We start from the raw sequence: 26946 nt of genomic DNA, 5'->3' as shown, positions 1-26946 counted from the left end.
GAGCGGCGGAAAGATCTTGCAAGAGGGGGTCGAAAAAAATTTTGGCCGGGAGGCCGGACCCAGGGGGAGGGCACGGGGAGCGGCGAAGGAGCATCTTGACAGCGTAAGAAGGCCGAATATTTTTTGCGCCGGAAGACGCCTCTTCCGATATCGCGAAATCATAAGGACCGTGAAAGACCGTCAGGAGTGACGACGATGCTCGATCAGGATCTGGCCCGCATTCATGCGCACAGAAGCAACCTCCACCGTTACAGGCGCCTGCTGAAGACGAAGCTGTCGGACATCGAACGCCATTTCATCGAACGACGCCTTGCCGAAGAGCAGGCGGCGCTCGAGGCTCTCGCCGCCGATGCCTTTCCCGTCGCGCTCACGCTCCCGAGAACGCCATCAGCATCCGCCGCAACAGGAGCGGAACGATGAGCGACATCCGCGACCTCCTCATCCGCGGCAGCGAGAAGGTGATCGAGCACTATCGCTTGCTGCTGGCCGGTGCCAGGACCGAGAGCGAGCGCCAGCTCTACCGGACCCGGATCGAACGAGAGCAGCGCCTGCTCGAGACGCTGCAAGGCGGCATCCCGGACCGGTCGGCGGCATGAGAAGGCGTCACGTTCGCGCAGTGGAAATCGGGTGCGGCGCGGCCGCCGCCCTGCGTCACAGCAATTGCTTCAACGCCTGTGCATCGGCCGGCGCCGCGCTCTTCTGGTCGTTGTCGAAATAGACGTAGACGTCGCAGCCCTGCCGCTTCCACGACTTGATGCGCCGCGCCCATTGCGCGAGCGTGGCTTTCGCATAGTGCCCGTGATAGCGCCCGCTCGGCCCGTGTGCGCGCACATAGACGAAATCCGCCGTGCGCTTCCACGGCGCCGGCGCATTGTGATGGTCGGACAGGCACAGCGAGATGTTCTCGTCGGCCAGCATTCTGAGAATGCGCGGCTGATACCAGCTCGGATGCCGGAATTCGAAGCTGTAACGCCGTTTCCGCGACAACAGCTTGAAGAAGGCGGCGAGGCGGTCCGCGTCGGCCTCGAATTGCGGCGGGAGCTGGAACAGGATCGGACCGGCCTTGCCGCGCAGCAGCGAGATGCGATCCTCCAGCAGTTCGAGACTGTTGACGGAGCGGCCCGACAGGCGCTTCCAGTGCGTGATGAATTTCGACGCCTTCCAGGCGAAGACGAAATCGCGGCCAGTCTGCTCCCGCCACCCTTGCACCGCTTCCGGCGTCGGCGTGCGGTAGAACACGCCGTTCAGCTCCGTCGTCTCGAACCGGCCGGCGTAGTAGCTCAGCTGCTGCTTCAGCGTCACGCCCTCCGGAAAGAACGGGCCTCGCCAGGAGGCGTAGTGCCAGCCGGAAGTTCCGATCAGAACGCGCGCCATTGTTCACGTGCCATCCGCTGCGATTTGCCGGAGGGAACGTCCGGGCGGCCGATACGTTGCTCGTGAGCTTGATCAACCAGGACCGAACCGATGTACGCGCTGTTCGAAGGCAACAAGCAGATCGGCGATCCCTTTGCCACCGAGAAGGAGGTGTGGGAAGCCGCCTTGATCGAGGGACTGGTGACCGACGTCCCCGTCGCGGACGAGGAAGGCGGACGGCTTCTCCCGGCCGGGTATCACGTCGAGCAGGTCGAGGAGACTTCCGCGCCGCGGCCGGACTGGAAGCTGCCGCGCGAGATCTCCTGAGCGGGCCCCGCGCCTAGTTCGACGCCAGCGCCGCTTTGGCGACCTCCGCCATCCAGCGCGATGCCACCGGCAGGATCGCGTCGTTGAAATCGTAGCGCGGGCCGTGCAGCTCGGCGCCGTCGCGTAAAGGCCCATTGCCGATCCAGACGAAGGCGCCGGGCCGCTGCTGGAGATAGAACGCAAAATCCTCGCCGGCCATGCTGGGCGCGAGGTCGCGCCGCACCTCGGCCTGCACCTTTTCCGCGGCGAAGCGGGCGAGGCCCGCTTCTACCGGGGTGTTGATCACCACGCCGACACCCATGACGATCTCGGGCGTGACCTTGACGCCGAAGCTGGTCGCAATCCCGGCGCAGGTGCGCTCGATCCCGTCGAGGAGGGTGCCCTTCACCGCGTCGCGATGATAGCGCAGCGTGCCGCGGATCGTGACGCGCCCCGCGATCTGGTTCGGCGCGGTGCCGCCTTCGATCGTGCACAGCGAGAGCACGGCGGTGTCGAGCGGATCGACGTTGCGCGAGGTGATCGATTGCAGCGCCACGATCAGATGCCCGGCCGCCATCACGGGATCGCGCGTCAAATGCGGCATGCCGGCGTGCCCGGCGTGGCCCTCGATGGTGATGGTGATGCGCCCGCCGGAGGCCATGACGACGCCGTCATGGACCGCGATGGTGCCGGCGGCAAGGCCCGGCCAGTTGTGGAAGCCGAACACGCGCTGCATCGGAAAGCGCTCGAACAGCCCGGCCGCGACCATCGCGCGCGAGCCGCCAAAGCCTTCCTCCGCCGGCTGGAAGATGAAGTCCACCGTGCCGCTCCAACTGGTGTCGGCGGCAAGCAGCGCGGCGGCGCCGAGCAGCGAAGCGGTATGGCCGTCATGGCCGCAGGCATGCATCACGCCGGGAGTTTTCGAGGCGTAGGCAAGGCCCGTATCCTCGGTGATCGGCAGCGCATCCATGTCGGCGCGCAGGCCGACGCGGCCCTGTGCGGCTCCGCGCGTCAGCGTCGCGACGACGCCGTGGCCGCCGATGCCCGCCTCGAAGGGAATGCCGAGCTCGGCGAGCTTGTCCTGCACGAAGGCGGCGGTGGCTTTCTCCCGGAGGGACAGCTCCGGATGCGCATGAAGGTGCTGGCGCCACGCGGTCAGTTTCTTGTGCAGCTCGGGGGTCAAGGCGGAATCTCTTGCAACGTGTCGGCTGCCGTCACCTTAGCGGATTATCTGCGCCCTGCATCCAGCGCCTTGGAATGTCTCGCCTGCAGCAATGCGCGCCGCTTCTGCCCCGTCATTCCGGGGCGCGCCTCTTGGCGCGAACCCGGAATCCATCGTGCAGCGATCTCTGCGGCCCGATGGATTCCGGGCTCGCGACTTCGTCGCGCCCCGGAATGACGAGCGATCGATGTCACGACAATTTCGCCAATCCCTTCCAGTCAAAGCCGATGCCGTGGCCCGGGCGATCCGGCGCCAGCGCCTTGCCGTCCCCGAGCACCAGCGGATGCGCGATATATCTGTCCAGCCCGAAGCCGTGGGCCTCCAGATACGAGCGGTTCGGGCAGGCCGCGAGCAGATGCACGGTGATGTCATGCGCGCCGTGGCTGGTGACGGGCAGGTTGAACGCTTCCGCGAGCCGCGCGATCTTCATGAAGGCGGTGACGCCGCCGCAATTGGTCACGTCGGGCTCGGGATAGGACACTGCGCCTGCGACGATGTAGTTCTTGAACTCCCACAGCGAGCGCAGATTCTCGCCCGCCGCGATCGGCACGCCGCCGGCCTGCATGATGCGCGCGTGGCCCGCGACGTCATCGGGGATGATCGGTTCCTCTAGCCAGGTGAGGTCGTAGGGCTGGAACGCACGGGCGGCCCGGATCGCTTCCTCGACGGTCCACTTCATGTTGGCGTCCGCCATCAGTGGAAAGCCGTCGCCGAGATGCTGTCGCATCGCGGAGACCCGCGCGACGTCGGATTTGAGGTCGGGCCGGCCGACCTTCATCTTGATGGCGCGAAAGCCTTTTGTGAGATTGCCGTCGGTCTGCTTCAGCAGCGCCTCGACCGAGAGATCGAGGTCGATGCCGCCGGCATAGCACGGCACGCGCGCATCGAAGCCGCCGAGCAGTCGGAACAGCGGCAAGCCCGCGCGCCGCGCCTTCAAATCCCACAATGCGATGTCGAGCGCGGAGAGCGCCAGCACCGCCGGCCCGCCGCGTCCGCCATAATGCAGGCCCCACCAGACGTGATGCCAGATCGCCTCGGTGTCGTCGGCCTCGCGTCCCTCGACGAACGGTGGAATCTCGCGCCTGAGGATGTCGGCGACTGCGCCGCCATTGCGGCCGACGGTGTAGGTGTAGCCGACGCCTTCGGCGCCATCGGCATCGCTGATGCGGCAGGTGATCAGCTCGAACGCCGCGATCTCGCCATGAGTGCTATCGGAGAGCGTGACGGGCAGGGGGATCCGGTAGAAGCCGGTCTCGATCGTCGCGATGCGTGCCATGGTCCCTCCCTGCTTTTTGTGTCGTTTGTAGGGTGGGTTACGCCAGCGGCTAACCCACCCTCCGAGCGCAACAGCTCACCGCATCGTGGCGAGCTGCACCGCCAGCGCGCAGGCGCGGTCGTATTCGTCGAGATTGATCCACTCGTCGATCGTGTGCGCCTCGTTCTGACCGGCACCGAAGGTCACGGTCGGAATGCCGTGGCGGACCATCCAGTTGGCATCCAGGCCGCCATTGGCGGCGCGCACGTTCGGCGTGCCGCCCACGGCAGACACCACCTCGATCGCGCGTTTGACCACGGGCAGGCTCTCCTTCATGCGGAACGGATAATAGTCGGTCTCGGCCTTGAACTTGACCTTGCCGGACTTGCCTTGCGCGTTCGTGACCTTCTTGGCCGCTTTCTCGAACGCGGCCTTGTAGGCCTTGGTGATCTCCTTGAAGAACTTTCCGTCATGGCTGCGGCTCTCGCCGCGCACATGCACGTAGTCGGTGACGACGTTGGTGGCATCGCCCGCAGGCCGCCCCGCGCCGCCGGTGACGGGGCCGACATTGCTGGTGCCCTGCTGCTTGCCCTTCACCACCTTGCCGAACCAGCCGCCGGCCTTCACGTCGGCAAGCGCCAGCGCCATGATCATGGTCGAGGAGATGCCGCGCTCCGGCGCGACGCCGGCATGCGAGGCGCGGCCGAAGATCTCGACGGTCCAGCGGTCGGCGCCGACGGCGCCGATGACGACGTTGGAGGCCGCGCCGCCGTCATAGTTGAAGGCCATCACCGGGGCGCCGAGCTCGTCCAGCTTGACGTGGCGCGCGCCGTAGAGCCCGCTCTCCTCGCGCACGCAGAACAGCAGCGTGATCGGCGGATGGTCGAGCTTCTGCTTCTCGAGCTCCGCGGCCAGCGTCACCAGCACGCCGCAGCCGCAGCGGTTGTCGCCGCCGAGCGCCGTTTTGGCCTCGTTGACGATCTTGCGGCCCGATTTCTTGGGCTTCGCGCCGGCGCAGAGCGGCACGGTGTCCATGTGGGTCATGAACATGATGCGCTTCTGGTTGTGCAGCGCGCCGCGGCCGGGCAGGTCGACGATGAGGTTGCCGGTCTCGGTCGGCACCGGGATGCGCGTATTGGCGTCGTCGAGCCGGATCGCCTTCGCCGGCACGCCGGCTTCCTTCAGCGCGGCGGTGAGCTCACGCCCGATCGCCGCCTCCTGTCCGGTCACGCCCTCGACGGCGAGAAAACGCATGAGGCGATCGGTGGCGGCTTTGGTGTCGACGGGCATGGTTCATTCCTTTTGGGAGACGATGCCCGGCATCCTATGGGGCTGATGCGGTGTAAGCCAAGAAGATCAGCACGCCGATTGCCAGCATGGCAGCCATGAACAGCAGCACCGCCGGCAATCCCGCGAGCGCCGCCACCGCGCCGGTGACCGACTGCATCAGCGCCGCACCGAGGAAGAAGGCGAGGTTGATCGCCGCGAGCGCCTTGCCCGCCATTTGCGCGTCGACCAGCTGGCGCGACATGCCGAACAGCAGCGGCTGCGCCGAGGTCGCAAGGCCAATGAGCACGAACAGCACGAGATCATATTGCGGCGGCATCACCGGCACGCCGAACAGCAGCGAGACCGCGTAGTGCGGCGCCCCGAGCGCCATCAGCGCCAATAGCAGCGCGCCGGCCAGATGCGTGCCGGCCACCAGCTCGCGGCGGCGGCCCAGCCTGCGGTCGATCATGCCGATGCACAGGGGGCCTACGATCATCGCCAGCGTGAACGCGCCGAGCTGGTTGCCGGCCTCGACCCGCGACAATCCCTTTGTTTCCATCAGCCAGGGTCCGCCCCACAGCCCGCGCAGCACCAGCGTGGTCGCCAGCGACACCAGCGCCAGCGCGATCAGGCCGCGCAAGGACCGTGAGAAGCCGAGCCTGAGCACCTCGATCATCTGCGACAGCGGCGAGGACTCGTCCTTGTGCTCGGCCGGCTGGTGCGGCACCAGCACGAACACCGCGAGCGCCACCGCGACACCGCCGAGCGCCGAGAGCCAGAACCCGGCGCGCCAGCCCCAGGTGTCGACCACGAAGGCGAGCGGGCTCGACGACAGCAGCATGCCGATATTGCCGATCGAAAGGATCGCGCCCGACCAAAGGCCGAACCGTGCGGCCGATAGTTGCTTGGCCGCCAGCGTCATCGGGCACATCAGCATGCCGGACGTTGCGATGCCGAGCAGCACCTGCCCGACCGCAAAGCTTTCCGGCCCCGTCGCAAAGCCCGAGGCCACGGCACCGAACACGGTTCCCGCGAGCAGGCTGAGCGAGACGGGGCGCACGCCGAAGCGATCCATCGCCGCGCCGACAGGAATCTGCGCGGCGGCAAAGGCGAAGGGATAGACCGAGGTGAGGCTGGCGAGCGCCTGCGGCTCCATGTGGAAATCCGCCGCCATCAGGTCGAGGCTGACCGCCGGGATCGTGCGCAGCAAGGTCGAAAGCATGTGGCCGCAGGCCAGCGCAAGCAGCGCAAGGATCAGCGCGCGGGTGCCATCTCCCGCTTCGTCCGTGGCAGCGGTCGTCATGAGCGTCCCGTCCCGAGAAGGTTTCGGATGGGCGTACATGATCGCGGGGCGCGCGCCAATGGCGGCAGCGGGACCCCCTCATTCCGGATTGTGGCGTCTCTGGATCACCGCGAGAAACATGATACAGGGCAGTGGCGCTTTAGGTCCGTTCGAACGTATCGACGTTCGTCGTCACGGCGCGCCACCAGTTCACCGGTTTCAGCTTTGCCGGCTCGCCCTCCCGGGACGCGCTCAGCGCCTGGTCTGCGATCACGAACCAGGCGGTGTGCATACGTCCGTGTCGCAGCAGTCCGGTATAGGAGACGGCCCGGTCGCCCGTCGCCGACGAGCCCACCGCGACAAAGGCGATGCAATTGCCCCTGTGAAACCCGGTGATCGGCACCGCTTGACCGTAAAAGCCGCTGTCTTCGAGCGCGGTCTCGAAATTCCCCTCGAGGCGGCCGTGGGCATCGTCGGTGATGCGCAGGATCGAGCCGAATTGATTTCGCCAGTTGCCGACCCAAGCCAAGTCGGTTGCCATGTCGGTTACCATGTCGGTTGCCATGCCGGCTCTCCTACGCTCGCGCATTCGGCACCGCCCGCAGCCGGCGCAACCGATGCAGTTGCTTTGCGGCGTCCTGCATCAGCCCATCGGCGGCCTTGCGTTCCTGGCCGACGATGACCCCCGATGCGAACGCCTGGGCGCGGCGGTTCGCAGGTGGCGCCGTCAGCGCAGCCTCCGTTGCCAGCTCGCGGTGTGCCATGAAGTCGTTGAGCGATCCCAGTGCGGATTGGATCTGCTTCAGCCGGTCGGAAAGAACTGCCAGCTCCTTCTGGTCGCCGTCGCTGTAGAGGCTCTTGAAGAAGTCGGCGGCATAGCGGATCTTCTTGATCCTGATCCGCAGCTTGTGGCGCTGCATCGGCTCGAGATCGTCCAGGCGCTTGCCCTGCTTTCGCGCCTTCCTGATGCGCCGATCGAGTATCTGCGCGGCGTAGGGGGCGATCGCGGAGTCGTCATTGTGGGCATTATTGACGCGAGGTCGCCCGGTTTCGATCCATTCGATCACATCGATCAGCAGGCGGCGGTAACGCGCCGACATGACCGCGTCGCGGGCGCGCTCGAACGCCGACTTTCGTTGCGCGGAGAATCGCTTGCGGATCGCGCGGGCGCCGCGACGCGGCACGCCGTGCGCGGTGATCGGCAAAATGCTCTCCGTCAGAAACACGTCGACTTCGCGCGCAGGCGCCAGTTCGCCCGTGAGCCATTTCAGCTCGGCCTTGATCCGCTCGGTGCTCGCCCGCGGCAGGATACCGGCGAACAGCGAGATGGCCGCCCGCAGCCGCCGCAGGCCGACCCGCATCTGATGAACCCCCTCGGCATCCATGTCGCGCACCGCATCGGCGTTCCCCGTGATTTGACGCAGCGTCGAATGCGCGATCACGCCGAACGCCTCGCGCGGCGAGAGCTCCGGCTTCAGCGCGATCGGCTCGGCGCGTTGCGCGCCGCCGCCGCTTCCCGCGACGAGCTGATAGCCGCGCTCGGCCTTCGAGCGCAGATCGAGCTCTGCATCCGTTCTGCGTTCGAGCGTCCGCGCCAGCCGGAACAGATCCGCGACATGTCCGGATTTCAGTTCCAGTTCCAGCTCGGCAACGGGCCGCGAACGGCGCCCGGCGCTGATGCGGCCACGGTCGACCGCGAGTTCGATCTGGCTGTTCCGGACGCGTCGCGCCTGCGCCATGCGATGAATGTCGGTCTGGAAGACCGGCTTCAGCTTGCGGGGAAGTTTGGCCGTCGCAAGGCTCCGGAGCGGCGTGTGTCGCGTCTTGTTCAGGTCAGGCTTTGTGCCGGAAACCTCGTGCTCCCATTCGCCGCGCGTCACGCGTCCCGTGCCGCCGGCTTTCACGGTTTGCACGTACTGGTCCTCGATCTTGCGGACGCGCAAGGAGAGGCCGTGGCGCCTGAGCTTGTGCTTGGTCGTATCGTAATAGGTCGACACGAGCGTCTGTTCGGTCTGGTCACCGCGCCGCCCGCTCGAACCTCCGTTCCGCAGAACTGACGACAATTTTCGCGGCGCAATGCGGAATTTCAGTTCCGTTTCCGAGGTCATGGCCGAGTCTTCCGTTTGCTGAATTCAAGGTGCGCCAGCGCGGGAAGTTCCGATGTCGCGAGCATTTCAATCCGGACGGCCACGACCGGCGCGGCAAGGCGAGGGAACCCGTACCAGCCGCGAGATATCGGCCAGGACACGGCATCGGACTGAGGGATGTTGTGGGAGGGCCGCAAAGCGGTTAGCCGCCGACGCGAGCGATCGCCGCGCAGACCATGGGGCCGGCGCGGCGATCTAGAATGCAACGCAATGCCAACGGAATCAGCTCATGGCTGCGGCGATCCGCCGATCCCGCCTTTGAGGTTCTTGATGATCGAGAGGAATGTCGGTGGCGCTCCAGTCTTCGCGTCCACCGAAAGACCTCCGCCGGCCTCGAATGCCCGTTCTGCGATCTCATAGCCGAGCGCCCGGTAGCTCTCGAACTGCGATTCCGTGAAGAATTGATTCAGCGTCGTCTCGTGCGGAAAGGTCGGGTGGGCGATCGCATAGCTCAGCACGCCCATCGGCTCCGTACCGTGCAGGCCCGACTTGAAGTACAGCAGCAGTCCGTCTTGCGACTTGCCGCCATCGGCCTCGCTATAGAGAATATCGCCGATCGCCCAGTATGGATCCTCCTTCGCCGGGCTCGGACGTTCCTTGAAGCGCTTCTTGAGCAGGTCCAGGCCATGCAGGTCGATGCGCACGCCGAGATCGATCCAGATCTTGCGAAGCGCGTTGCCGAGATCCTCGAAGGCATAATCGGGATCGCAGCCCGCGTCGCTGACGACGATCACGCGGCAGCGCCGGCGAACCATCTCGTAGAGGCCGAGGTTTTCGAAGTGCCCGCCGTCGGTCAGGTAGACCCAGCGCTCGGTCTCGCTGGTCAGCCCGAACATCTCCATGAAGAACGGCCGGAGCGCGTTCGTCGGCTTGACCTCCGAATAGTAGGGATTGTCGCCGCGCGGGTTGGCCAGCCACCAGCCGAGGCGCACATTGAACAACGCCATCAGGAAAGCGACGCCGGGCGATGAGTTGTAGCCCATGCTCGGGCTCACGGCCGCGCCGGAAATCGCCATGGCGGTCCCGAGCGTCAGCTTTCCGCCGTAAGGTTGCGGCTGGTCGGCCGTGGCGTAGGTCGTCCGGTATGCGCCGTCCGAAAACACGGCGCTGCCGCTGCCGCAATGCAGCGGCGAGAACGTGAAGGGCGCCGCCATCCGTTCTTGCCAGGCCAGGTTCTTGGACGATACGAGGTTGAGCGCACCGCTGATGACGTGGAGCGGCTTCCAATTGGCCCCTGTCGGTGTGACGCCATGCTCCCAAAGGTCTTGCAGGAGCGGGCTGTCGCGGCCGTCGAAATCCGTAAAGGCATTCTTGGTCTTGTCACGCTCCTTCTCGTTGCGCGACGCCCCGAGAAAGGCGCGAACCAGCCGGTTCCGGTAGAGGCCGTGGAGTGAGTATCTGTTGATGCTGAGGATATGTGAGGCCACATAGATCAGCACGCCAAGCACGATGCCCGCGACGAACACCATGGTCCAGGGGATGTGACCGTCGGCGCCGGAGGCGAACGATTTGAAAGCCGCGTCCCAACCGATGGACAGCAGAGCGACCAGGACGGCCGCGAAGATCGCCGCTGCGACGGCCGCGAGCGTGTTGAGCCCGAGATATTGGCGCAAGCCCGAGACCTGCTCGGCGGCGGCCTTGGTCTTCGAGCTCGCTCCGAGGATGATGGAGAGCAGGCCGGAAAGACCTCCCCCGGCGGCGAGCGAGGGGACGGTTGCGCTGCCAAGCTGGCTCTCGATCCAGCTTGCGGCCGGTGGCGCGCCGACCACGAGCCCGAACCACAGCAGCCAGCCGAGATAGGCCAGCGTGAACAGTCCGCTCGACCGCGCCTGAAATTCGAGCCCGACATCCACCTCGGACAGAAACTCGGCAAACGAGATATAGATCACGTCGGCGACGATGCGCGCCATCACGATCCAGGGCAGCCCGAGCACGCAGGCAAAACCCGCTGCGGTGGCGGCGGAGTCGGACGGGTTGACGCTCCAAAGAAAAATCAGTCCCGCGGCGCTCAGCAGGCCGAAAGCTGCGCCGGCGATGCCCCAGGCGAAGGGCTCGATCCGCGGATGCTTGGGGCGCGCCGCAGGCGGTGGGCGGGCCGATTTCCCGAAAATGAAGGTCCACAGCGGTGCCAGCGCCCAGGAGACGAGAAAGAATATCACGCCAAGGATGGCTCCGCGGATCAGCACCGCCGCTGCCAGGTGGTCGCGTTCGAACTGCTCGAGGAATCCGAATCCGCCGGCGCTAAGCACGTCCGAGAGCGTCGCCAAGCCGTACGGGCTTTGCAATACGAAAACCAGCAGTGCGGCCCCGACAAGGAAGGGCGTGAGATCGCACAGGAGAAAGCGGGGTTGCGAGACATTGATCCAGCCGCGGGCGGGGCGGTTCGCGACGGAAAACGACAAGGACGCCAGCAGGCAGAGGGTCGGTATGGTCATCACGACCAGGAACCATTTCGACCCGTCTGTGATGGTGTGGGCGTCGATGAGAGCGAAATAGAGCGCCTTGGTGACGAGCACGGCAAGGATCATCGGAGGGACGAGCAGGACCCAGTTCAGGAACAGGTTGCGCAGGACGCTGGCAACGTCACTCCACAGGTCGGGAGAAATCGACGAGAAACTCGGCGAGAGAAAGTGCGAGTTGCGCCGGAGATTGGAAATCGGCTCTGCTTCTTCGTGATCTCCGAGTTGACCGCGGCTGTCTCGCCGATTGAGTGCTGATACCACGCAGTCCGGCGTGGAGCCCTGACTGACCTTGCTTGTGCTCGCGGCTGCTCCGCGGCGAGGTAGCCTGCGCTGCTGATAGAGCCAGGCCGACAGCCAGCTGCCGATATATCCACCTCCCGACACGGTCGACAGATACTCGAACTGCCTCAGGGCCGAGTCGGTCTCCTTGTCGTGACGTTTCGACGTGACCTCCAGCGCCGCAATCCGTTGCAGGATGCCGAGCGCAAATGCCGCGCTCCGGATTCCTCCGCCGGACAGGCACAGCGCCCATCGGTCGTCCGTGTTGAGCGCCTCGTAGACGGTCAGGAGTTGCTCGGGGACGGGGTCCGTCGGCGGCGGCAACGTCCCCGGCGAGGGGGATGACTGCGGCGGAGCTTGAGCCAGCGCGTAGGCTGGTAGTGGTTGGACCTCGGTCTCCGGCGGGAATCCCAAGGGAGCACCGGCGAGCGCCCGTCGTTCTTCCCAGAGGACCTGCGAAAGATTCAATGCCCCCATGACACCTATCTCCCCCTGTTTCACCGCGATCGCCCGAGCGGTCCGTTCTGGTCTCCGCTGGGGTTGGTTCCGGTCGGCGGCTCTGTGCAGCCTTGACGAAATACAAGCTAGCGACAGCGGTAGCCGAACGCGTGTGAAGAAATTCACAAACACGCAGAAATTGTCGGGGTGGACGGTGGAGCGGATCGCTCGCAGGACGGGGTGGGCGGTGAGACGCCCGCTTTGGCGGGCTCCTCACCATGGGGTCTGATATCTCGCCGCGAAACGCGCCCTCATCCTGAGGGCCCGCCATGGGCGGGCATCTCGAAGGATGACTGTAGGCGAACTCCCGCCACGTCTTCCGTCGCACCGCGATAGCCTGGGCGGGCGCAGCTCGCGAGAGTAACGGCAAGGTCGCGCGAAACTACTTCAACTCCCGCAGCAGTTTCTGCGCCTCGCCCAGCAACAATCGCACCTGCCCCCGCTCGGCGATGGCATCTCGCGCGAACAGTCCGTGCTTCCGGGCATTTCCGTTTGCTTTCGGCGCGCCGCATCTCCGCGCGCCGCCATGCATGCGACAGCGCGTCTTGCCGTGCACCGCCGGCGCGCGGCAGGGAGCGCCGTTGCGGGTCCTGGCGCCGCAACGTGCGCTTGCCCGCATCGGATCGGTGTTGCGGAGGTGATCGCTGCTCATGCCACAGTGCCGTGCGCCACGCCGGGTTCGTCCTTCCCGCGATGGACCTCGCGCGCCGGGGCAGGTCCTGCATCCGCAGCCGTATCCGCCGCGCCGGCCTCCGCAACGATCACGTTCGCATGCTGGGTGACGTTGCCAACGATCGCCTTGCCGCCGTCCTGTACCGAGAGGTTCTGCACCGTGATCGCGCGCTCGCCGGTACTGCGGAGGCGGCCGAGGGCCTCGATCTGTGCTGCGAAGGTGCGGGCGAGGCGAGTCAATGCGCGTGTAATGCTTTCCTGCTGCGGAAGGTTGTCGGTGAGGGCGAGGCGAAAGGCGGAGCGCATCGCCGCGACGTGGACGGACACCATCTGCGCCACCAGCATGGCCTCGATGGAATCCCTGGGTGCGATGCCCTTCATCATCGAGATCATGAAGGCGAGGTTGGCCTCGTCGGGCTTCTGCGCGATCACGCTGGCCTTCATCAACTGCTTGAGGATGCCATGCAGGGCGTCACGATCGGCGGCGCCGAGCGCGTCGGCCAGCAGCCGCTCGCCGGCCTGCGGGTCGGGATGCTGGATCATCAGGCGCCGTCGGTAGAGCCTGACCCGGGGCGTGGGTCCGCCGCGCTCCGGTGCTGCGATCGGTGACGCGCTGGTGCAATTGGGAGATGTCGTCATGTGCTTTGAGTCCTTTGCCGGCATGAGCGCTTGCTGCGCGAATCCGGTCGCGCGCGTGCTGCGCGGCGGTTGCGATTTTCGGATATCGATGAAGGGCTTGCGCGCAATCAGGTCGAGCCGCCGACGGCTGGAATGGCCCGGATGCTCACGGTGATCGCGATGATGCCATTATGCGGGTGTTTTGCCCGACGTGTCAATTCGATTTCGTAATGTCCGAATTCCCTCGTTCGGCGCAAACCCTTGTTCTGACAGTGGCCGGCTACTGTGCATGGGGTTGTTTTCGCATTTTTTGTTTCGAAGCTGCTCTCTCGTGCCGCGCGGCGGAATGCCGGCGCGCAAACGCGATTGCGAAATCGGGCGTGGCCGCTCATCATGATCCCCGATGCGTCGGACCAACAAGCATGCACAGGCGGCGCAAAGAGGTCTGGGGAGGGAATGAATGCAACGAACGCTTCGCCTGCTGGCGATTGTCGCCGGATTGTGCGTGACGACGCAGGCCCTCGCGCAAAAATATCCGGTGCGCCCGGCCAAGATCATGGCCGGCTTCAGCGCGGGCGGCCCGGTCGATGTCGTCGCCCGCATCATCGGCGATCGGCTCGGCAGCAAGCTCGGACAACCCTTCGTGGTCGAGAACCGCGCCGGCGCCAACGGCATGATCGCCGCCGAAGGCGTGGCGCATGCGGAAGGCGACGGCTACACCATCCTCGCCTGCAACTCGTCGACCATCACGCTCAACAAGACGCTGTTCAAGGATATCCGCTACGACCCGGAAAGGGATTTTGCGCCGCTGACCACCGTCGTCTCGGCGCCGCTCGTCCTCGTCGTCAATCCCGAGAACCCCAAGACGGCGAATATCAAATCGGTGGCCGATCTCGTCGCGGCGGCGAAGGCCGCGCCCGGCGCGCTCGCCTACGGTTCGGGCGGCAACGGCAACCTCGCCCATCTCGCCATGGAGTTGCTCAGCCAGAAGGCCGGTATCAAGCTGATCCATGTGCCGTATCGCGGCGGCGCGGCCGCCGAGGTCGGCATTCTCGCGCAGGAAGTGCTCGCGGTGTTCGATCCGCTCTCCGCCGTGCCGCTGGTGAAGGCCGGCAAGCTGCGCGCGCTCGCGGTGTCATCGGCCGAGCGGCTGCCGGCGCTGCCCGACGTGCCGACCGTCGCGGAGGCCGGCTATCCCGGCTTCGACATCTCGTTCTGGGTCGGCTTCTTCATGCCGAAGGCGACACCGGCACCGATCCTGGAGACGCTGCACCGGGAGATCGTCGCCGCGGCCAAGGATCCGGCGCTGCAGCAGCGGCTGGAGACGCAGGGCGTGGTGAGCGTGCTCAGCCCGGCCGACTACACCGCCAAGATCGCGAAGGAGACGAAGGAGCTGGCGGAGGTGGTGGCGGCGGCGAACATCAAGGCAGAGTAAGGGGGCGGTGGTGCCGCGCGCTCCACCTCTCCCGCTTGCGGGAGAGGTCGGCGCACAGCGCCGGGTGAGGGCTCTCTCCGCTTGGGGACTGTCCCGTTGCGGAGACACCCTCTCCCCAACTCTCTCCCGCGAGCGGGAGAGGGGGCGCACCTTCTTCGCGGCTATCGAAGTTCATCACAGCCACAGGATCTGCTTGCGATAACCGAGATCGTTGAGCAGCGGTGCCGCCGGTCCCTGGTGGAACACGGCGCCGCGCTCCAGCGCGAAGACGCGATCGGCGAGCGCGAGCACGAGGTCGAGATTGTGCTCGACGATCACGATCGACATTTTTTCGCGGAGCTGGTCGAACACCCCAAACAGCTCCAGCGTCACCGCCGGCGCGAGGCCCTCGAACGGCTCGTCGAGCAGCAAGAGGCGCACATTGCCCGACATCGCGCGGGCGACTGCGACCATCTGCTGCTCGCCGCCGGACAGATAATCGGCGGCGATGTTCATGCGCTCCTTCAGGCGCGGAAAATAGTGCAGGATCTGCTCCTCGTCCCAGACCACGCCGTCACTGCCGTCGGTCTTGCGCGCGAGGCGGCCGAGCGCGAGGTTTTCGCGCACGGTCATCCCGGCAAACAGCCCGCGGCCCTGCGGCACATAGCCGACGCCGCGGCGGGCGATGTCGGGAGCGGGAACGCGTGCGATGTCGGAGCCGCGATAGTCGATGCTGCCCGATGCCGCCGGCACGAGGCCGGCGATGGACTTGAGCAGCGTCGATTTGCCGGCGCCGTTGCGGCCCAGCAGCGCGACGATCTCGCCTTCGCGCACGTCGAGCGCGGCGTCGTTGAGGATGTGGCTCTTGCCGTAAAACGTGTTGACGCCGTCGAGACTGAGGACCGTCCTGGTTTCGCCGGCCGTCTCGATGCTGCGCCGGTGCTCGACGGCGGGAATGCCCTTGCCGGTATAGATCTCCTGCACCCGCAGATCGGCCCGCACCGCCTTGGGGCAGTCGGACATCAGGACCTCGCCCTGGTTCATCACGGTCACGATTTGCGAGAAGCCGAGCACGCGGTCGATGTCGTGCTCGACGATCAGCACGGGAATGTTGGCGGCGATGTTCCTGACGAGGTTGGAGACACGCTCGCGCTCGGCCGCGGCAAGGCCCGCGAGCGGCTCGTCGAGCAGCAGCACCTGCGGCTTGGAGCCGAGCGCGATGCCGAGGTCGACCAGCCGCTGCCCGCCATAGGAGAGCTCGCCGCCCTCGATCTCCTCGATGCCTTCGAGTCCGAGGAATCTCGTCAGCGCTGCGGTCTCGGCGTGGATGTCGTCGTATGCGTCGATGTCGTTCCAGATGTTGAAGCGCATGGGGCGGCGTGCTTGCAGCGACAGCCGCAGGTTCTCGTAGATGGTGAGCCCGCGAAACAAATTGGTGATCTGGAACGAGCGCGCCAGCCCTTGATGGCAGATCTGATGTGCCGGCACGCCGGCGATGTCGCGCCCCTGGAGGCGGATCGTGCCCTGATCGGGTGCGTAGAGGCCGGACACCAGGTTGAACAGCGTGGTCTTGCCGGCGCCGTTCGGCCCGATCAGCGCGTGGATCTCGCCGGCGGAAACCTTGATGCTCGCATCCTGGACCGCCCGGATGCCACCGAACTTCCGGGACACGCCGCTGACCTCGAGCACGGTGCCCTTCAGCGCCTCGGGCCGAAGGAAATCGGGGAGCGGCAGGCCCTCATAGATCTTGCGCCGGCTCATCGCCGCCGTCTCTTCCGCCGGCGGACGGAGGCGCCGCATGATCAGCGTACCGATGCCGACGAGGCCGCCGGGCGAATACATCACGAAGGCCACGAAGGTGAGGCCGAACCAGAACAGCCAGTCCGACGTCCAGATCGAGAACAGCTCCCTGAACAGGATGAAGAACAGCGCGCCGAGCGCGGGGCCGAGCAGGCTGCGCATGCCGCCGATCACGACCATTGCCAGGAGCTCACCGGCGAACGGCACCGAGACGGCTTCGGCGGACACCAGATAGTTGAGAAAACCGATCAGCGCGCCGGCAAGGCCGGTGACGACGGCCGAGATCACGAACACCGCGAGCTTGTAGCGCTCGACCGGATAGCCCTGGAAGCTCGCGCGCAACTGGTTCTCGCGGATGGCGACCAGCACGTGTCCGAACGGCGAACGCACGAGGCGCATCAGCACATAGAGCACGGCGAGCCCGATCGCCGCGACCACGACATAATAGTTGAGCGCGCCGTCGAGGTTGGCGGGGCCGATCGCGCCGCGCTTCAGCCCGCCGAGACCGTCCTCGCCTCCGGTGAGGCTCGTCCAGCGGAAGGCGGTGGTGTAGACGAGCGCGGCGAGCGCCAGCGTCAGCAGCGAGAAGTACACGCCGCGCCGGCGCAGGATCAGCATGCCGATCACGGCCGACGCGATCGCGACGACCACCATCGATCCCGCCAGCGGCAGCCAGATCTCGCCGGGGAAGAGGCGGAGCTGGATCAGGCCGGCGGCATAGGCGCCGATGCCGAACCAGGCGCTGTGGCCGAACGAGACCAGGCCGGTATAGCCGATGCAGAGGTTGAGCCCCATGGTCGCGATCGCGAGCCCGACGATCCAGGTGCCGGTGTTGAGCGACAGGCCGAACGCTCTCAGCAGGAAGGGCAGCGCGATGACCGCGGCGGCCGCGATCAGCAGCGGCTTCAGCCTGGCGATGGCAGAATTGCGGCTCATTCGAACTTCTCGATGCGTTCGCCGAGCAGGCCGCGCGGGCGCAGCAGCAGCACCAGGAACATCAGGATGTAGATCGAGGCTTCGCCCGCGGCGGGCTCGAAGTGAATGGCGATGCCCCGCACCACGCCGACGAGGAGGGCGGCAATGACCACGCCCCAGAAACTGCCGAGGCCGCCGATCACCACCACGACGAAGGCAATCGTCATGATCTCGGCGCCCATGGCGGGGTGCACCGTCGTGATCGGCGCGAAGAAGGCGCCGCCGAGCGCGGCCATGCCGACGCCGAGCATCACGATCGCCGTCATGTAGGGCTGAAGGCGGATGCCGAGCGCTGCGACCATGTCCGGCCGCTGGATGCCGGCGCGCACCACGCGTCCGAACGAGGTCTTTTGCAGCAATAGCCAGACGCCGAGCAGGATCGCCGCAACGACGGCAAGGATCAGCAGGCGATAGCGCGAGAACAGGAAGTCGCCGACGATGACCGAGCCGCGGAAGCTTTGCGGGATCTCGGTGGAAACAGGTGCGGCGCCCCAGATCATGCGGATCGCCTGTTCTGCGACCATCGCAAGCCCGAAGGTCACGAGCAGGCTGAGGATCGGATCGGCGGTGTAGAAGCGTCGCAGGATGAAGCGTTCAAAGAGGATGCCGAGCAGGGCGACCGCGAACGGCGAGATCACCACGGAGGCGCCGAAGCCGAGGCGCCTGGTCAGCTCGACGCAGACATAGGCGCCGAGCGCGTAGAAGGCGCCGTGCGCGAGATTGACGATGCCGCCGACCGAGAAGATCAGCGACAGTCCCAGCGCGATGAGAAGGTAATAGCCTCCGAGCACGAGGCCATTCACCACCTGTTCCAGCAAGAACTCGAACTGCATGTTGCGTCCTTGCGGCGCGCGGGACGCCTCAGGCCTTCATCTCGCAGGGGTTCTGTTCCTTGGTCGGGTAGATCTGCTCAAGCGGATCGTTCGCCGCCGGCACCGCATCGCCGAGCACCAGCATGTCCCACTGGTCCTTCATCTGGTCCTTCGGCTTGACGGTGAAGGGATAGGCCTCCTGCACCAGCTGGTGGTCCCAGGCGCGGAAATAGGCCTTTCGCGCTTTGCCGATGTCGAACTGCGCCTGCTTCTCGAAATAGGCGATCAGCTCACTGCTATCGGTTGACTTCGTCGTGCTGATCGCTTCCGCAAGCAGCTTGAGCGTCACATATTCGATCCAGGCGTGGTTCTCCGGCGGCTTGCCGTACTTCCTGGTGAACGCCGTGACGAATGCCTGCGATGCCGGATTGTTCAGCGTGTGATACCAGACCGTCGGCCAGGTGCCGCTGAGATTGCCCGCGCCCGCGGCCCAGGCGTCGCCGGTGTTGAGGTTGAAGCCGACCAGCGGGTAGGGGAAACCGAACTCGGCATATTGCTTGACGAGATTGGTAACCTGGTTGCCGGCGAGGTTGCAGCAGACCACGTCGGGCTTGGCTTGTCGTACCTTCAAGAGATAGGGGCTGAAGTCGGTGACGTCGGTTGCGATCAGCTCGTCGCCGATCAGGTTGGCGTCATGCGCGCCGAAGAAGGTCTTTGCCGCCTTCAGCAGGTCATGACCGAAGATGTAGTCGGCCGTGAGCGTGAAGAACTTCTTGCCCTTCACCATGCCCTTCTGCGACAGCGCGGTGCCGACCGCGTTGACCATCACCGTGTTCGGGATGTCGCAGTGGAACGAGTACTTGTTGCAGTTCTTGCCGCGCAGCGCATCCGAGCGCGCCCCGGTCGAGAAGAACACCCTCTTGTTGCGCTCGGCGACCTGCATGATGGTGAGCGAGGAGGCCGAGGAGATCTCACCGAGCAGCACCGCCGCGCCGTCCTGCTCCAGCATGCGCTGCGCCTTGGTGGCGGCGGTTGCGGGATTGATCGAATCCTCCGAGAGCAGGTCGATCTGCTTGCCCAGGATGCCGCCGGACTGGTTGATCTCCTCCGCCGCGAGTTTCACCCCCAATTGGGCGTAGCCGCCGATCACGCCGAGAAAGCCCGTGAGCGGCGTCAGATGCCCGATCCGGATCTTCTCGGCCTGCGCCCGGATGATCGATGGAAACCCAAGCGCGGACGCGCCAGCGAGGGCTGCGCCTGTCCGTAACAACGTCCGTCGACTGGTGCGGATCATGTTCGTCTCCTCCCGGGTGCATCGCGTGGCTCCCTTCAAGATCGGATATCCGATATTGTGAGAGACGTTCTTTTAATGCGGAAGGATAATCCCGAACGGCATTGCCGGTGTCAACCGGCAAATTCGACGCTGGTGCGCGTCCTAGACTTTCTGCTGGAACGCCTTGTGCGCCCGGTCCTTGGCGCCGAATTCGGCCGACAGACGATCGGCGGCCGCCTGCACGACCTGCGCGCCGGCGTGCAGCGCCTGGTTGGAGAGCCGCCAGATCGGCCCGGAGATGCCGAGCGCGCCGATCACCTGTCCGGTGAAATCGGTCACCGGCACGGCGACGCAGCGCACTTCCGGATTGAACTCGCCGTCGTCGAACGCGACGCCGGTGCGCTGCACCTCGGCGATCTCGCGCATGAGCACGCCGGGATCGGTGATGGATTTTGGCGTCGACGGCTTCAGCTCCGCGCGATCGAGGAACCGCTTGAACTGATCGGGTCGAAGCGACGCCAGGATGATCTTGCCGAGCGCGGTGCAATGGGCGGGGCGCACCACACCGACACGGTCGGTCAGCTGAAACGCGCCGGGGCCGCTGGTGCGGGCGATGACGATCACGGCATCGCCCATCCGCACGGCAAAATGGCTGCTTTCGCCGGTCTGGCGCGACAGCTCCTCCAGCACAGGCGTTGCGACATTGACCATCTCGATCTCGTCGAGCGCGGAGGCCGCCAGCGCAAACAAGGGGCGGCCGATGCGGTAGCGCTTGTTGTCCTTTTCCTGGCGGAGGTAGCCGAGCGAGACCAGCGTCTTTGCGAGATGAAAGGTCGTCGAGTTGTGCAGGCCGACCAGCTTGCTCAGTTCCGCCAGTCCAATTCCTTCGCGATGACGCGCCACTTCTTCGAGGATCGAGAAGGCGCGGCCGAGCGACTGGACACCGCCGCCGCGCTGCTTGTCGTCGGCCTCAATGTCACCATCGGCCTTGGGGGCAGGGACCAGTTTGGCAATGGCGGACTTGCGCGGGCTTGCGGGTTTCTCGCCGGTCGTAGGCTTGGTACGCGATCTCAAGGACAAGGCCCCCTCTGGCAAATCCGTCATGACTCGGTGCGTCGACATTAGCACGCAACGACGCAACCGGCGGAGTCGAGCCCGCATCTCCTCAGGTCAGTAGCCTACCACAATATAAATTGACGTACAGCATTATGAGAAGTAGGGTGCCGGCGGCCCAGCGGCGACCGTCATGTTCTCCATCGGTCGATAAGAAGCCGCGGGCCGGCAGGAGACGGTTGATGTCGAAAAACATGCTGAATGGCGCCCAGGTCATTGTCGATTATCTGATCCAGGAGAAGGTGCCGCAGGTGTTCGGCCTCTGCGGCCACGGCAACATCCAGTTCATCGATGCGCTGTACGAGCGTTCGCAGGAGATCAAGACGATCTCCGTGCATCACGAGAGCGTCGCGGGCTTCATGGCCGACGTCTACTATCGTGTGTCGGGCAGGCCGACGGCGACCTTCACCTCGTGCGGACCGGGCTCCGCCAATCTGCCGATCTCGCTCGCCAACGCATTTCTCGATTCCGTACCGTTCATGGCGATCACCGGCAACGTGCCGACCAGCCAGTTCAATCGTGGTGCGTTCCAGGAGATGTATCGGCACCATCAGGCCGACTTCCCGTCGTCGGTCCGCACCATGTGCAAGAAGGTGTTTCAGCCGACGCGCGGCGAGATGGTGCCGCTTGCGGTGCGGCAGGCCTGGAAGACCATGATCACGGGCCGGCCCGGGCCCGTGGTGGTCGACGTGCCCTTCGATGTCTTCATGGAATCGGCCGCCGAAGAAGCGCCGAACGCGATCGCGTGGAACGCCAACATCTCCAGCCGCTGCGGCGCCGATCCGGAAGGTGTCGAGAAGGCGGTCGACATGCTGCTCTCGGCCGAGCGGCCGGTGATGCTGGTCGGCCAGGGCGTGCGCTATGGCGGGGCCGCGGACGAGCTGCGCAAGCTTGCCGAGCGGCTTCAGATTCCGGTGGCGGCATCGGCGAGCGGGCTCGGTGCGCTCGACGTCAATCATCCGCTGGCGCTCGGCCTCGTTGCGCGTGCCGGCCACTACCAGGCCAATCACGCCGCGCGGCAGGCCGATGTGCTGCTCGCGCTCGGCGTCCGCTTCGACGACCGCACCTCGAGCTCGTGGATTCCCGGCTATTCCTTCACCATTCCGCCGACGCGGCTGATCCATGTCGACATCGATCCCGAGGAGATCGGCCGCAACTATCCCGTCGCGCTTGGCCTCATGGCCGACGTTCGCACGTTCCTGCGCCAGGTCCATGCCGAGCTTGATCGTCGCGACAATTTGTTCAGGAAGTCCGACGCGCGCAAGAAGTGGCTGGCGCAGATCGATGGTTTTCGCAAGGAATGGGACAAGTTCGTCGCGCCCGGCTTCTCCGACGATACCACGCCGATCAATCCGCAGCGCGCCGCCGCCGAGATCGACAAGGCGCTGCCCGAAGACGCCATCCTCGTCTCCGACATCGGCGTGCACCACAATTGGCTGCTCGGCTTCTGCAAGCCGAAGCGGCCGGACTCGCTGATCGGCTCGATGGGCTTTGGTCCGATGGGCTTTGGCGTCGCCGGCGTGATGGGCGCAAAGTTTGCCGCGCCCGATCGGCCCTGCGTGTCGGTCTGCGGCGACGGCGCCTTCTTCATGCATGCAAACGTGCTGGGCACGGCGGTCGAATACAATCTGCCGGTGGTCTGGGTCGTCTGGAACAATTACGCCTATGCTTCGATCCGCGGGCTCCAGCGCGGCTATCTCGGCGGTCGCGAGCTCGCGACCGACTTCAAGCATCCGGAGACGGGCGAGCGCTACAATCCTGATTTCGCGGCGATGGCGCGCTCCTGCGGCGTCGAGGGCGTGCGGGTCGATCGCGCCGGCGATCTCGGCGAGGCGATCCGCAAGGGCATCGCCGCCAACAGGCCCTACCTGATCGACGTCGACATCGCCGCCGACGTCAACCCGGCCGGTGCCGGCGTGTGGGAATTGCCAGGTCTCGGCCAGAGCAAGCCCGGCATCGGCACGCGCTTCCTGCCGGGCTGACGGCGGCCTGCAAAACACCAATCAAGATATCGGGGAGATCGGAATGACGCTCGCAGGCAAGAAGGTCGTCGTGATCGGCGGCTCCTCAGGCATCGGGCTCGCAACAGCGGAGCTCGCCAAGAGCCAGGGCGCGGACGTCATCATCGCTTCGCGCAGCGCCGCCAAGCTCGATCCCGTGGCCGAGCGGCTGAAGGTGACGGCCGTTCCCGCCGACGTTACCAGCGACCAGAGTGTCACCGAGCTGTTTCGCCGCACCGGTCCCGTCGATCACGTCGTGCTGACGGCCGCGCAACTTCGCACCGGGCCGTTCAAGTCGGTCGCGATGGAGGACGTTCGCGCGACCATGGAAGGCAAGTTCTGGGGCGCCTGGCGCGTCGCACGCGAGGCGGAGATCCGGCCGGGCGGCTCGCTGACGCTGGTCACCGGGTTCCTCAGCGTCCGGCCGCGCCCGAACTCGGCGATCATCAGCGCGGCAAATGGCGCGCTGGAATCGCTGGCCCGTGCGCTGGCGCTCGAGCTTGCACCAGTGCGGGTGAATGCGGTGTCGCCCGGCGTGATCGACACGCCGATCCGGGCCGCGATGCCGGAGGCCGCGCGCAAGGAGATGCTGGCCAGGACTGCCGCGGCGCTGCCGGTAGGCCGCGTCGGCGCAGCCGAGGACATCGCGCATCAAATCGCAGGCTTCATGACCAACGGCTTTGCCACGGGCTCGATCGTCTATCTCGACGGCGGCGCATTGGTGAATTAGGGAGCACGATCATGGCCGAGGAAACTCGCGGCGCCTTCATCCGCAACATCGCCGAGGTACCCTGGCGCGAATTTCCAAATCACTTCGGTGGCGCGCTGTCGAAACCACTGGTGATGCCGGAGACCGCGGGCTCGCGCCGCATCGACTACCGCATCTCAATGTACCAGCCGATGGCCTATGTCGCGCGGCACCATCACAAGGTGCAAGAGCAGGTCTATCACGTGCTCGACGGCGAGGGGTTGATGGAGATCGCCGGCAAGAACCATGTCGTGCGCAAGCACGACGTGATCTTCCTGCCGCCCGGCGTCGAGCACGCCATTTCGAATTCCGGCCTGACCGATCTCGTCTTCCTGGTCGTCACCTCGCCGGTGACCGACGACGACAAGCCGGTGTGAGCGGCAGGGGCGCGCAACGGTCAGCGAGCGCCGCGCCTAGCCCCTTCCGCCGCGGAGCAGCCGCGCCAGCCGCTCGAGCAGCGGGCGCTGGCCTTCGTTGATCTTCCTGGCCGCCTCATCCAGCGCGAAGAATTCGGCGCGATCGACCTCGGGAAAGTTTTGGCGTTTTCCGCTGCGCGGCGGCCATTCGAGCTCGAACGTGTTGCTGTGAATGCTCCGCGTGTCGATGTCGAACTCGACGGCAAAGGCGGTCACGGTCTTGCCGCCGCGCTGCTTGATGTCACCCAGGGTGGTCAGCGGTCCCGTCACCTCCACACCAAGCTCTTCGGCAAACTCGCGTCGCGCGGCGGCCTCGGCATCTTGTCCGTCCGAATATTCGCCCTTCGGAATCGACCAGGCGCCAAGGTCCTTGTTGCGCCAAAACGGCCCGCCGGGATGAACCAGCAGGACCTCGATGTCCGGTCGCATCCGGTAGAGCAGTATTCCGGCGCTCTTCGAGGGCATTGCGGGTTCCGTGTTGTCGCGTCGCCGCGCGGGTTGGGGCGCTTTAACACAGGTTGGTAGCCGACGCTTGCACTAGCCCGAAGGCCGTTCGCGCGATGCGAGGCGAACGGCGCGGGCCTTTGCGCGTTTTCCGGCAACGCGTGCCGCGATCATGAGGCGTGCTTTGCCGTGAGCCGTAGGGTTCTTGCGCAGTAGCAGTGCAAACCGCTTGCGTGCCCGGTTCGTCGTCAGACGCGCGGCGAGTTGCTCGGCCTTGCGAATGATGGTCGTGACAGACGGCGTCAGGTTCACCGGAACCCAGGCGACGTCCTTCGTCTTCGAAAGACTGCCAATGCCTTCGCAAGGCGCCTCGCGCGGCAGGTCGATCCGGATCGCGAGTGCCTCCGCGCGCTCGGTCCAGTCCTCGGCCCTGGTGCCGGTGATGATGCGGACGTAGTCGCGCGTCTCGCGCGGCAGCTCGCTCTCCCTGGCAAGCCACTTCTGGATCCGGCCAGGGCCGGCGTTGTAGGCGGCGGCAGCGAGGCCGAGATTGCCAAAATCGTCGCGCAGCTTGCGCAGGAATTTGGCCGATGCGGGCAGGGCCTTCATGGGATCGAAGGGATCATCGAGCCCGACTTCAGCCGCCGTCCCCGGCATGAACTGCGCAACGCCCTGCGCGCCGGCCTGGCTGACCTCGTTGGACTTGAAGCGGCTCTCCTGCCAGATCAGGCGGGCGAAGAACGGCACCGGGATGCCGCTGGCCTCGGCCGCTTCACGAAGCGCATGGCAGAATTGTTCGGTCGGTGACGGCGGCGGCTGCACGACAGTTTCGATCGCGCGCGGCGGCTCAGGCATCTCCTCATGGGCTGCGCGCGCGTTCGCAAGCTCGATTGCCTGCACGCTCGCAAGGAAGAGCTCAACCATTGGAACAAGTGACGAGACCTGATTGTTCGTCTGAGGAACGGCGTCGTCGAAAGTTGATGTTTGCGGAGACGCCGACGGATCGAGGTCGCACATCAGAATCAGAAACGCAGCGCAAGCCGCGACGACAAATCGCATTTGCTGGGTCAACCTCGAACTGTGGGATGAACGGCCAGCAATGCGCCGGCGATAAGAAGGTCTTAACCGCGTGATTGCGGCAAAGCTGCGATCCCACCGGTCGCTACGGTGTTACTACGGTGTTCCCAAAGAGAAACTTCCCGCGGTCTTGCGGATCATTTGCCAATTGGGACGAGCGATCATGATGCGATGGATGCTTGGCGCGGTGATGTCGCTGTGGTTCATCTGCCCGGCGCCGGCAGGCACTCTCGATGCGGCAGCGGTGAATGACGCCGTGCGTCCCGAAAAGCAGCCTTCCACCGACAAGATCAACGCCTCGGTGATGAAGCTTCAGATCCTGCTCGATCGTGCGCAATTTTCTCCCGGCCAGATCGACGGCAAGCTCGGCGAGAACGCGCAGAAGGCGCTCAAGGCATTCGCTGAGCAGAACGGCATCGCCTCCGACAAGGGGATAGCGCCCGAACTCTGGGACAGGTTGAGCGCGGCGAGTGAAGGTCCTGCCGTCGTCGACTACAAGATCACCGACGCAGACGTGAAGGGCCCTTTCCTGAAGAAACTGCCGGCCAGGCTCGAGGACATGAAGTCGCTGGAGGCGTTGAGCTACACCAGTCCGCTCGAAGGGCTCGCCGAGAAATTCCACATGAGCGAAGCGCTGTTGAAGGCGCTCAATCCCGGCAAGGCCTTCGACAAGGCCGGCGAGACGATTCTCGTGGCTAACCTTCCGGCGCGACGGGAGCTTCCGCGCATTGCGCGGATCGAGATCGACAAGACGCGGGCGACGTTGAAAGCCTTCGAGGACTCCGGTCGTCTGGTCGCGTTCTACCCGGCGTCAATCGGCAGCCCGGATCGCCCGACGCCGACCGGAACGTTGAAGGTGACCGGCACCAACGAGCAGCCGACCTACCACTACAATCCCGCGTACAAGTTCAGCAGCGTCAAATCGAAAAGGCCGTTCGACATCAAGTCGGGTCCGAACAATCCCGTGGGGTCGTACTGGATCAGCCTGTCCGCGCAGGGCTACGGCATCCACGGCACTGCGGAGCCGGACAAGGTCAGCAAGACGGCCTCGCACGGCTGCATCAGGCTCACCAACTGGGACGCGCGTGCGCTCGGCGAGAACGTGAAGCGCGGCACGCCCGTCGTCTTCCTCGATGTCGCGACGGAGTCGTCGTCGAAGCAGCAGGGCAAGCCTGCCGCCAGTCGCGCCTCGAACTAGTCCCTGGGGAAATCCTTGCGCATCGCGATCTCGGCGGCATCGCCCGGCGACAGCACGGTCTGGTCGAAGGCGGCTTGCGGCCTGGTCATGATGTCGTAGAGCGAGATGCCCTTGATGGGCTTGCCCATCAGCTCGCGGACGCATTCGGCGAGTGTGCCGTTGTAGACGAGATAGGGCGGACCTCGGTCCTTCTGCCTCTCACCCTTCAGCGACGGCCACTTCTTCAGTTCGGCCGGCGCGTCATAGGCGATCGGCGATTCCTCTTTGAACATGCGTTTGGCCTCGGGCAGCGTGAAATGCCTGGAAATCCTAG

Annotated in this window: 26 protein-coding genes; 9 read left to right on the top strand and 17 right to left on the bottom strand. The window is 65.5% G+C overall.

Annotated elements, in window-relative coordinates:
- The first annotated feature begins 195 nt into the window (after positions 1 to 195).
- Together GPL20_RS13020 and GPL20_RS13015 are read left to right on the top strand one after the other, a co-directional pair.
- Entirely contained in the window at positions 196 to 420 is a 225-nt protein-coding gene (locus tag GPL20_RS13020) for a hypothetical protein (protein WP_157329866.1), read from the top strand.
- A complete protein-coding gene (locus GPL20_RS13015; RefSeq protein ID WP_157329865.1) occupies positions 417 to 596 on the top strand; it encodes a hypothetical protein in 180 nt (59 codons plus the stop codon). The genes GPL20_RS13020 and GPL20_RS13015 overlap by 4 nt, the downstream gene beginning before the upstream one ends.
- A gap of 55 nt (positions 597 to 651) precedes the next feature.
- On the opposite strand, the gene GPL20_RS13010 is transcribed toward GPL20_RS13015, so the two are convergent.
- A complete protein-coding gene (locus GPL20_RS13010; protein ID WP_157329864.1) occupies positions 652 to 1374 on the bottom strand; it encodes a DUF72 domain-containing protein in 723 nt (240 codons plus the stop codon).
- Between the two features lie 90 nt (positions 1375 to 1464).
- On the opposite strand from GPL20_RS13010, the gene GPL20_RS13005 reads away from it, so the two are divergent.
- Complete coding sequence (locus GPL20_RS13005; protein WP_157329863.1) at positions 1465 to 1680, top strand: hypothetical protein; 216 nt, start codon at positions 1465 to 1467, stop codon at positions 1678 to 1680.
- A 13-nt stretch (positions 1681 to 1693) separates the two neighbouring features.
- Here GPL20_RS13005 and GPL20_RS13000 read toward each other — a convergent pair whose 3' ends face one another.
- The 9 genes from GPL20_RS13000 to GPL20_RS12960 all read right to left on the bottom strand — a co-directional run bounded on the left by GPL20_RS13000 (position 1694) and on the right by GPL20_RS12960 (position 13384).
- Complete coding sequence (locus GPL20_RS13000; RefSeq protein ID WP_157329862.1) at positions 1694 to 2842, bottom strand: amidohydrolase; 1149 nt, start codon at positions 2840 to 2842, stop codon at positions 1694 to 1696.
- Positions 2843 to 3071: 229 nt separating this feature from the next.
- Positions 3072 to 4157 (bottom strand): mandelate racemase/muconate lactonizing enzyme family protein, encoded by a 1086-nt coding sequence (locus GPL20_RS12995; RefSeq protein WP_157329861.1) that lies wholly within the window; start codon positions 4155 to 4157, stop codon positions 3072 to 3074.
- A gap of 75 nt (positions 4158 to 4232) precedes the next feature.
- On the bottom strand, positions 4233 to 5426 hold the full coding sequence (locus GPL20_RS12990; protein ID WP_157329860.1) for a M20/M25/M40 family metallo-hydrolase: 1194 nt from the start codon (positions 5424 to 5426) through the stop codon (positions 4233 to 4235).
- 34 nt (positions 5427 to 5460) lie between these two features.
- Positions 5461 to 6708 (bottom strand): MFS transporter, encoded by a 1248-nt coding sequence (locus GPL20_RS12985; RefSeq protein WP_157329859.1) that lies wholly within the window; start codon positions 6706 to 6708, stop codon positions 5461 to 5463.
- 139 nt (positions 6709 to 6847) lie between these two features.
- Positions 6848 to 7252: an avidin/streptavidin family protein gene (locus tag GPL20_RS12980; protein WP_246250446.1), complete on the bottom strand. Its 405-nt coding sequence runs from the start codon at positions 7250 to 7252 to the stop codon at positions 6848 to 6850.
- A gap of 10 nt (positions 7253 to 7262) precedes the next feature.
- Positions 7263 to 8795 carry a CYTH and CHAD domain-containing protein gene (locus GPL20_RS12975; protein WP_157329858.1) on the bottom strand — a complete coding sequence of 511 codons (1533 nt, stop codon included), beginning with the start codon at positions 8793 to 8795 and terminating at the stop codon, positions 7263 to 7265.
- 266 nt (positions 8796 to 9061) lie between these two features.
- Positions 9062 to 12052: a hypothetical protein gene (locus GPL20_RS12970; protein ID WP_157329857.1), complete on the bottom strand. Its 2991-nt coding sequence runs from the start codon at positions 12050 to 12052 to the stop codon at positions 9062 to 9064.
- Positions 12053 to 12455: 403 nt separating this feature from the next.
- A complete protein-coding gene (locus GPL20_RS12965; RefSeq protein ID WP_157329856.1) occupies positions 12456 to 12725 on the bottom strand; it encodes an HGGxSTG domain-containing protein in 270 nt (89 codons plus the stop codon).
- On the bottom strand, positions 12722 to 13384 hold the full coding sequence (locus GPL20_RS12960; RefSeq protein WP_157329855.1) for a hypothetical protein: 663 nt from the start codon (positions 13382 to 13384) through the stop codon (positions 12722 to 12724). The genes GPL20_RS12965 and GPL20_RS12960 overlap by 4 nt, the downstream gene beginning before the upstream one ends.
- Positions 13385 to 13414: 30 nt before the next feature.
- Between GPL20_RS12960 and GPL20_RS12955 the strand changes: the two genes are divergently transcribed.
- Both GPL20_RS12955 and GPL20_RS12950 read left to right on the top strand, forming a co-directional pair.
- Complete coding sequence (locus GPL20_RS12955) at positions 13415 to 13594, top strand: hypothetical protein (protein ID WP_157329854.1); 180 nt, start codon at positions 13415 to 13417, stop codon at positions 13592 to 13594.
- A 229-nt stretch (positions 13595 to 13823) separates the two neighbouring features.
- Positions 13824 to 14798, top strand: coding sequence for a Bug family tripartite tricarboxylate transporter substrate binding protein (locus GPL20_RS12950; protein WP_157329853.1), 975 nt, complete (start codon positions 13824 to 13826; stop codon positions 14796 to 14798).
- A gap of 174 nt (positions 14799 to 14972) precedes the next feature.
- Here the strand turns inward: GPL20_RS12950 and GPL20_RS12945 are convergent, their stop codons facing one another.
- The 4 genes from GPL20_RS12945 to GPL20_RS12930 form a co-directional block, all read right to left on the bottom strand.
- Positions 14973 to 17513 (bottom strand): branched-chain amino acid ABC transporter ATP-binding protein/permease, encoded by a 2541-nt coding sequence (locus GPL20_RS12945; protein ID WP_157329852.1) that lies wholly within the window; start codon positions 17511 to 17513, stop codon positions 14973 to 14975.
- Positions 17510 to 18385, bottom strand: coding sequence for a branched-chain amino acid ABC transporter permease (locus GPL20_RS12940; protein ID WP_157329851.1), 876 nt, complete (start codon positions 18383 to 18385; stop codon positions 17510 to 17512). Before GPL20_RS12940 ends, GPL20_RS12945 begins: the two co-directional genes overlap by 4 nt.
- A gap of 28 nt (positions 18386 to 18413) precedes the next feature.
- On the bottom strand, positions 18414 to 19658 hold the full coding sequence (locus tag GPL20_RS12935; protein WP_157329850.1) for an ABC transporter substrate-binding protein: 1245 nt from the start codon (positions 19656 to 19658) through the stop codon (positions 18414 to 18416).
- A gap of 141 nt (positions 19659 to 19799) precedes the next feature.
- The gene (locus GPL20_RS12930; RefSeq protein WP_246250444.1) at positions 19800 to 20711 is read right to left on the bottom strand and encodes an IclR family transcriptional regulator; all 912 of its coding nucleotides are present in this window, start codon (positions 20709 to 20711) and stop codon (positions 19800 to 19802) included.
- Between the two features lie 221 nt (positions 20712 to 20932).
- Between GPL20_RS12930 and GPL20_RS12925 the strand changes: the two genes are divergently transcribed.
- Genes GPL20_RS12925 through GPL20_RS12915 form a run of 3 tightly spaced genes read left to right on the top strand, consistent with a single transcriptional unit; the run spans position 20933 to position 23875 of the window.
- The gene (locus GPL20_RS12925; RefSeq protein WP_157329848.1) at positions 20933 to 22732 is read left to right on the top strand and encodes a thiamine pyrophosphate-binding protein; all 1800 of its coding nucleotides are present in this window, start codon (positions 20933 to 20935) and stop codon (positions 22730 to 22732) included.
- A gap of 43 nt (positions 22733 to 22775) precedes the next feature.
- Positions 22776 to 23480 (top strand): SDR family oxidoreductase, encoded by a 705-nt coding sequence (locus tag GPL20_RS12920; protein WP_157329847.1) that lies wholly within the window; start codon positions 22776 to 22778, stop codon positions 23478 to 23480.
- 11 nt (positions 23481 to 23491) lie between these two features.
- A complete protein-coding gene (locus GPL20_RS12915; RefSeq protein ID WP_157329846.1) occupies positions 23492 to 23875 on the top strand; it encodes a cupin domain-containing protein in 384 nt (127 codons plus the stop codon).
- 36 nt (positions 23876 to 23911) lie between these two features.
- Here the strand turns inward: GPL20_RS12915 and GPL20_RS12910 are convergent, their stop codons facing one another.
- Positions 23912 to 24379, bottom strand: a complete 468-nt coding sequence (locus GPL20_RS12910) for an NUDIX hydrolase (RefSeq protein ID WP_157329845.1) — start codon at positions 24377 to 24379, stop codon at positions 23912 to 23914.
- A gap of 72 nt (positions 24380 to 24451) precedes the next feature.
- Positions 24452 to 25417 (bottom strand): lytic transglycosylase domain-containing protein, encoded by a 966-nt coding sequence (locus tag GPL20_RS12905; protein WP_157329844.1) that lies wholly within the window; start codon positions 25415 to 25417, stop codon positions 24452 to 24454.
- A 181-nt stretch (positions 25418 to 25598) separates the two neighbouring features.
- Between GPL20_RS12905 and GPL20_RS12900 the strand changes: the two genes are divergently transcribed.
- Entirely contained in the window at positions 25599 to 26633 is a 1035-nt protein-coding gene (locus GPL20_RS12900; RefSeq protein WP_157329843.1) for a L,D-transpeptidase family protein, read from the top strand.
- On the opposite strand, the gene GPL20_RS12895 is transcribed toward GPL20_RS12900, so the two are convergent.
- The gene (locus GPL20_RS12895) at positions 26630 to 26905 is read right to left on the bottom strand and encodes a hypothetical protein (protein ID WP_157329842.1); all 276 of its coding nucleotides are present in this window, start codon (positions 26903 to 26905) and stop codon (positions 26630 to 26632) included. The genes GPL20_RS12900 and GPL20_RS12895 overlap by 4 nt on opposite strands.
- Positions 26906 to 26946 lie beyond the last annotated feature (41 nt).

The organism is Bradyrhizobium cajani (assembly GCF_009759665.1).
GTDB lineage: Bacteria > Pseudomonadota > Alphaproteobacteria > Rhizobiales > Xanthobacteraceae > Bradyrhizobium > Bradyrhizobium cajani.
The sequence above is the reverse complement of the archived record's forward strand: the minus strand, read 5'-3'. Positions and strand labels throughout refer to the sequence as shown.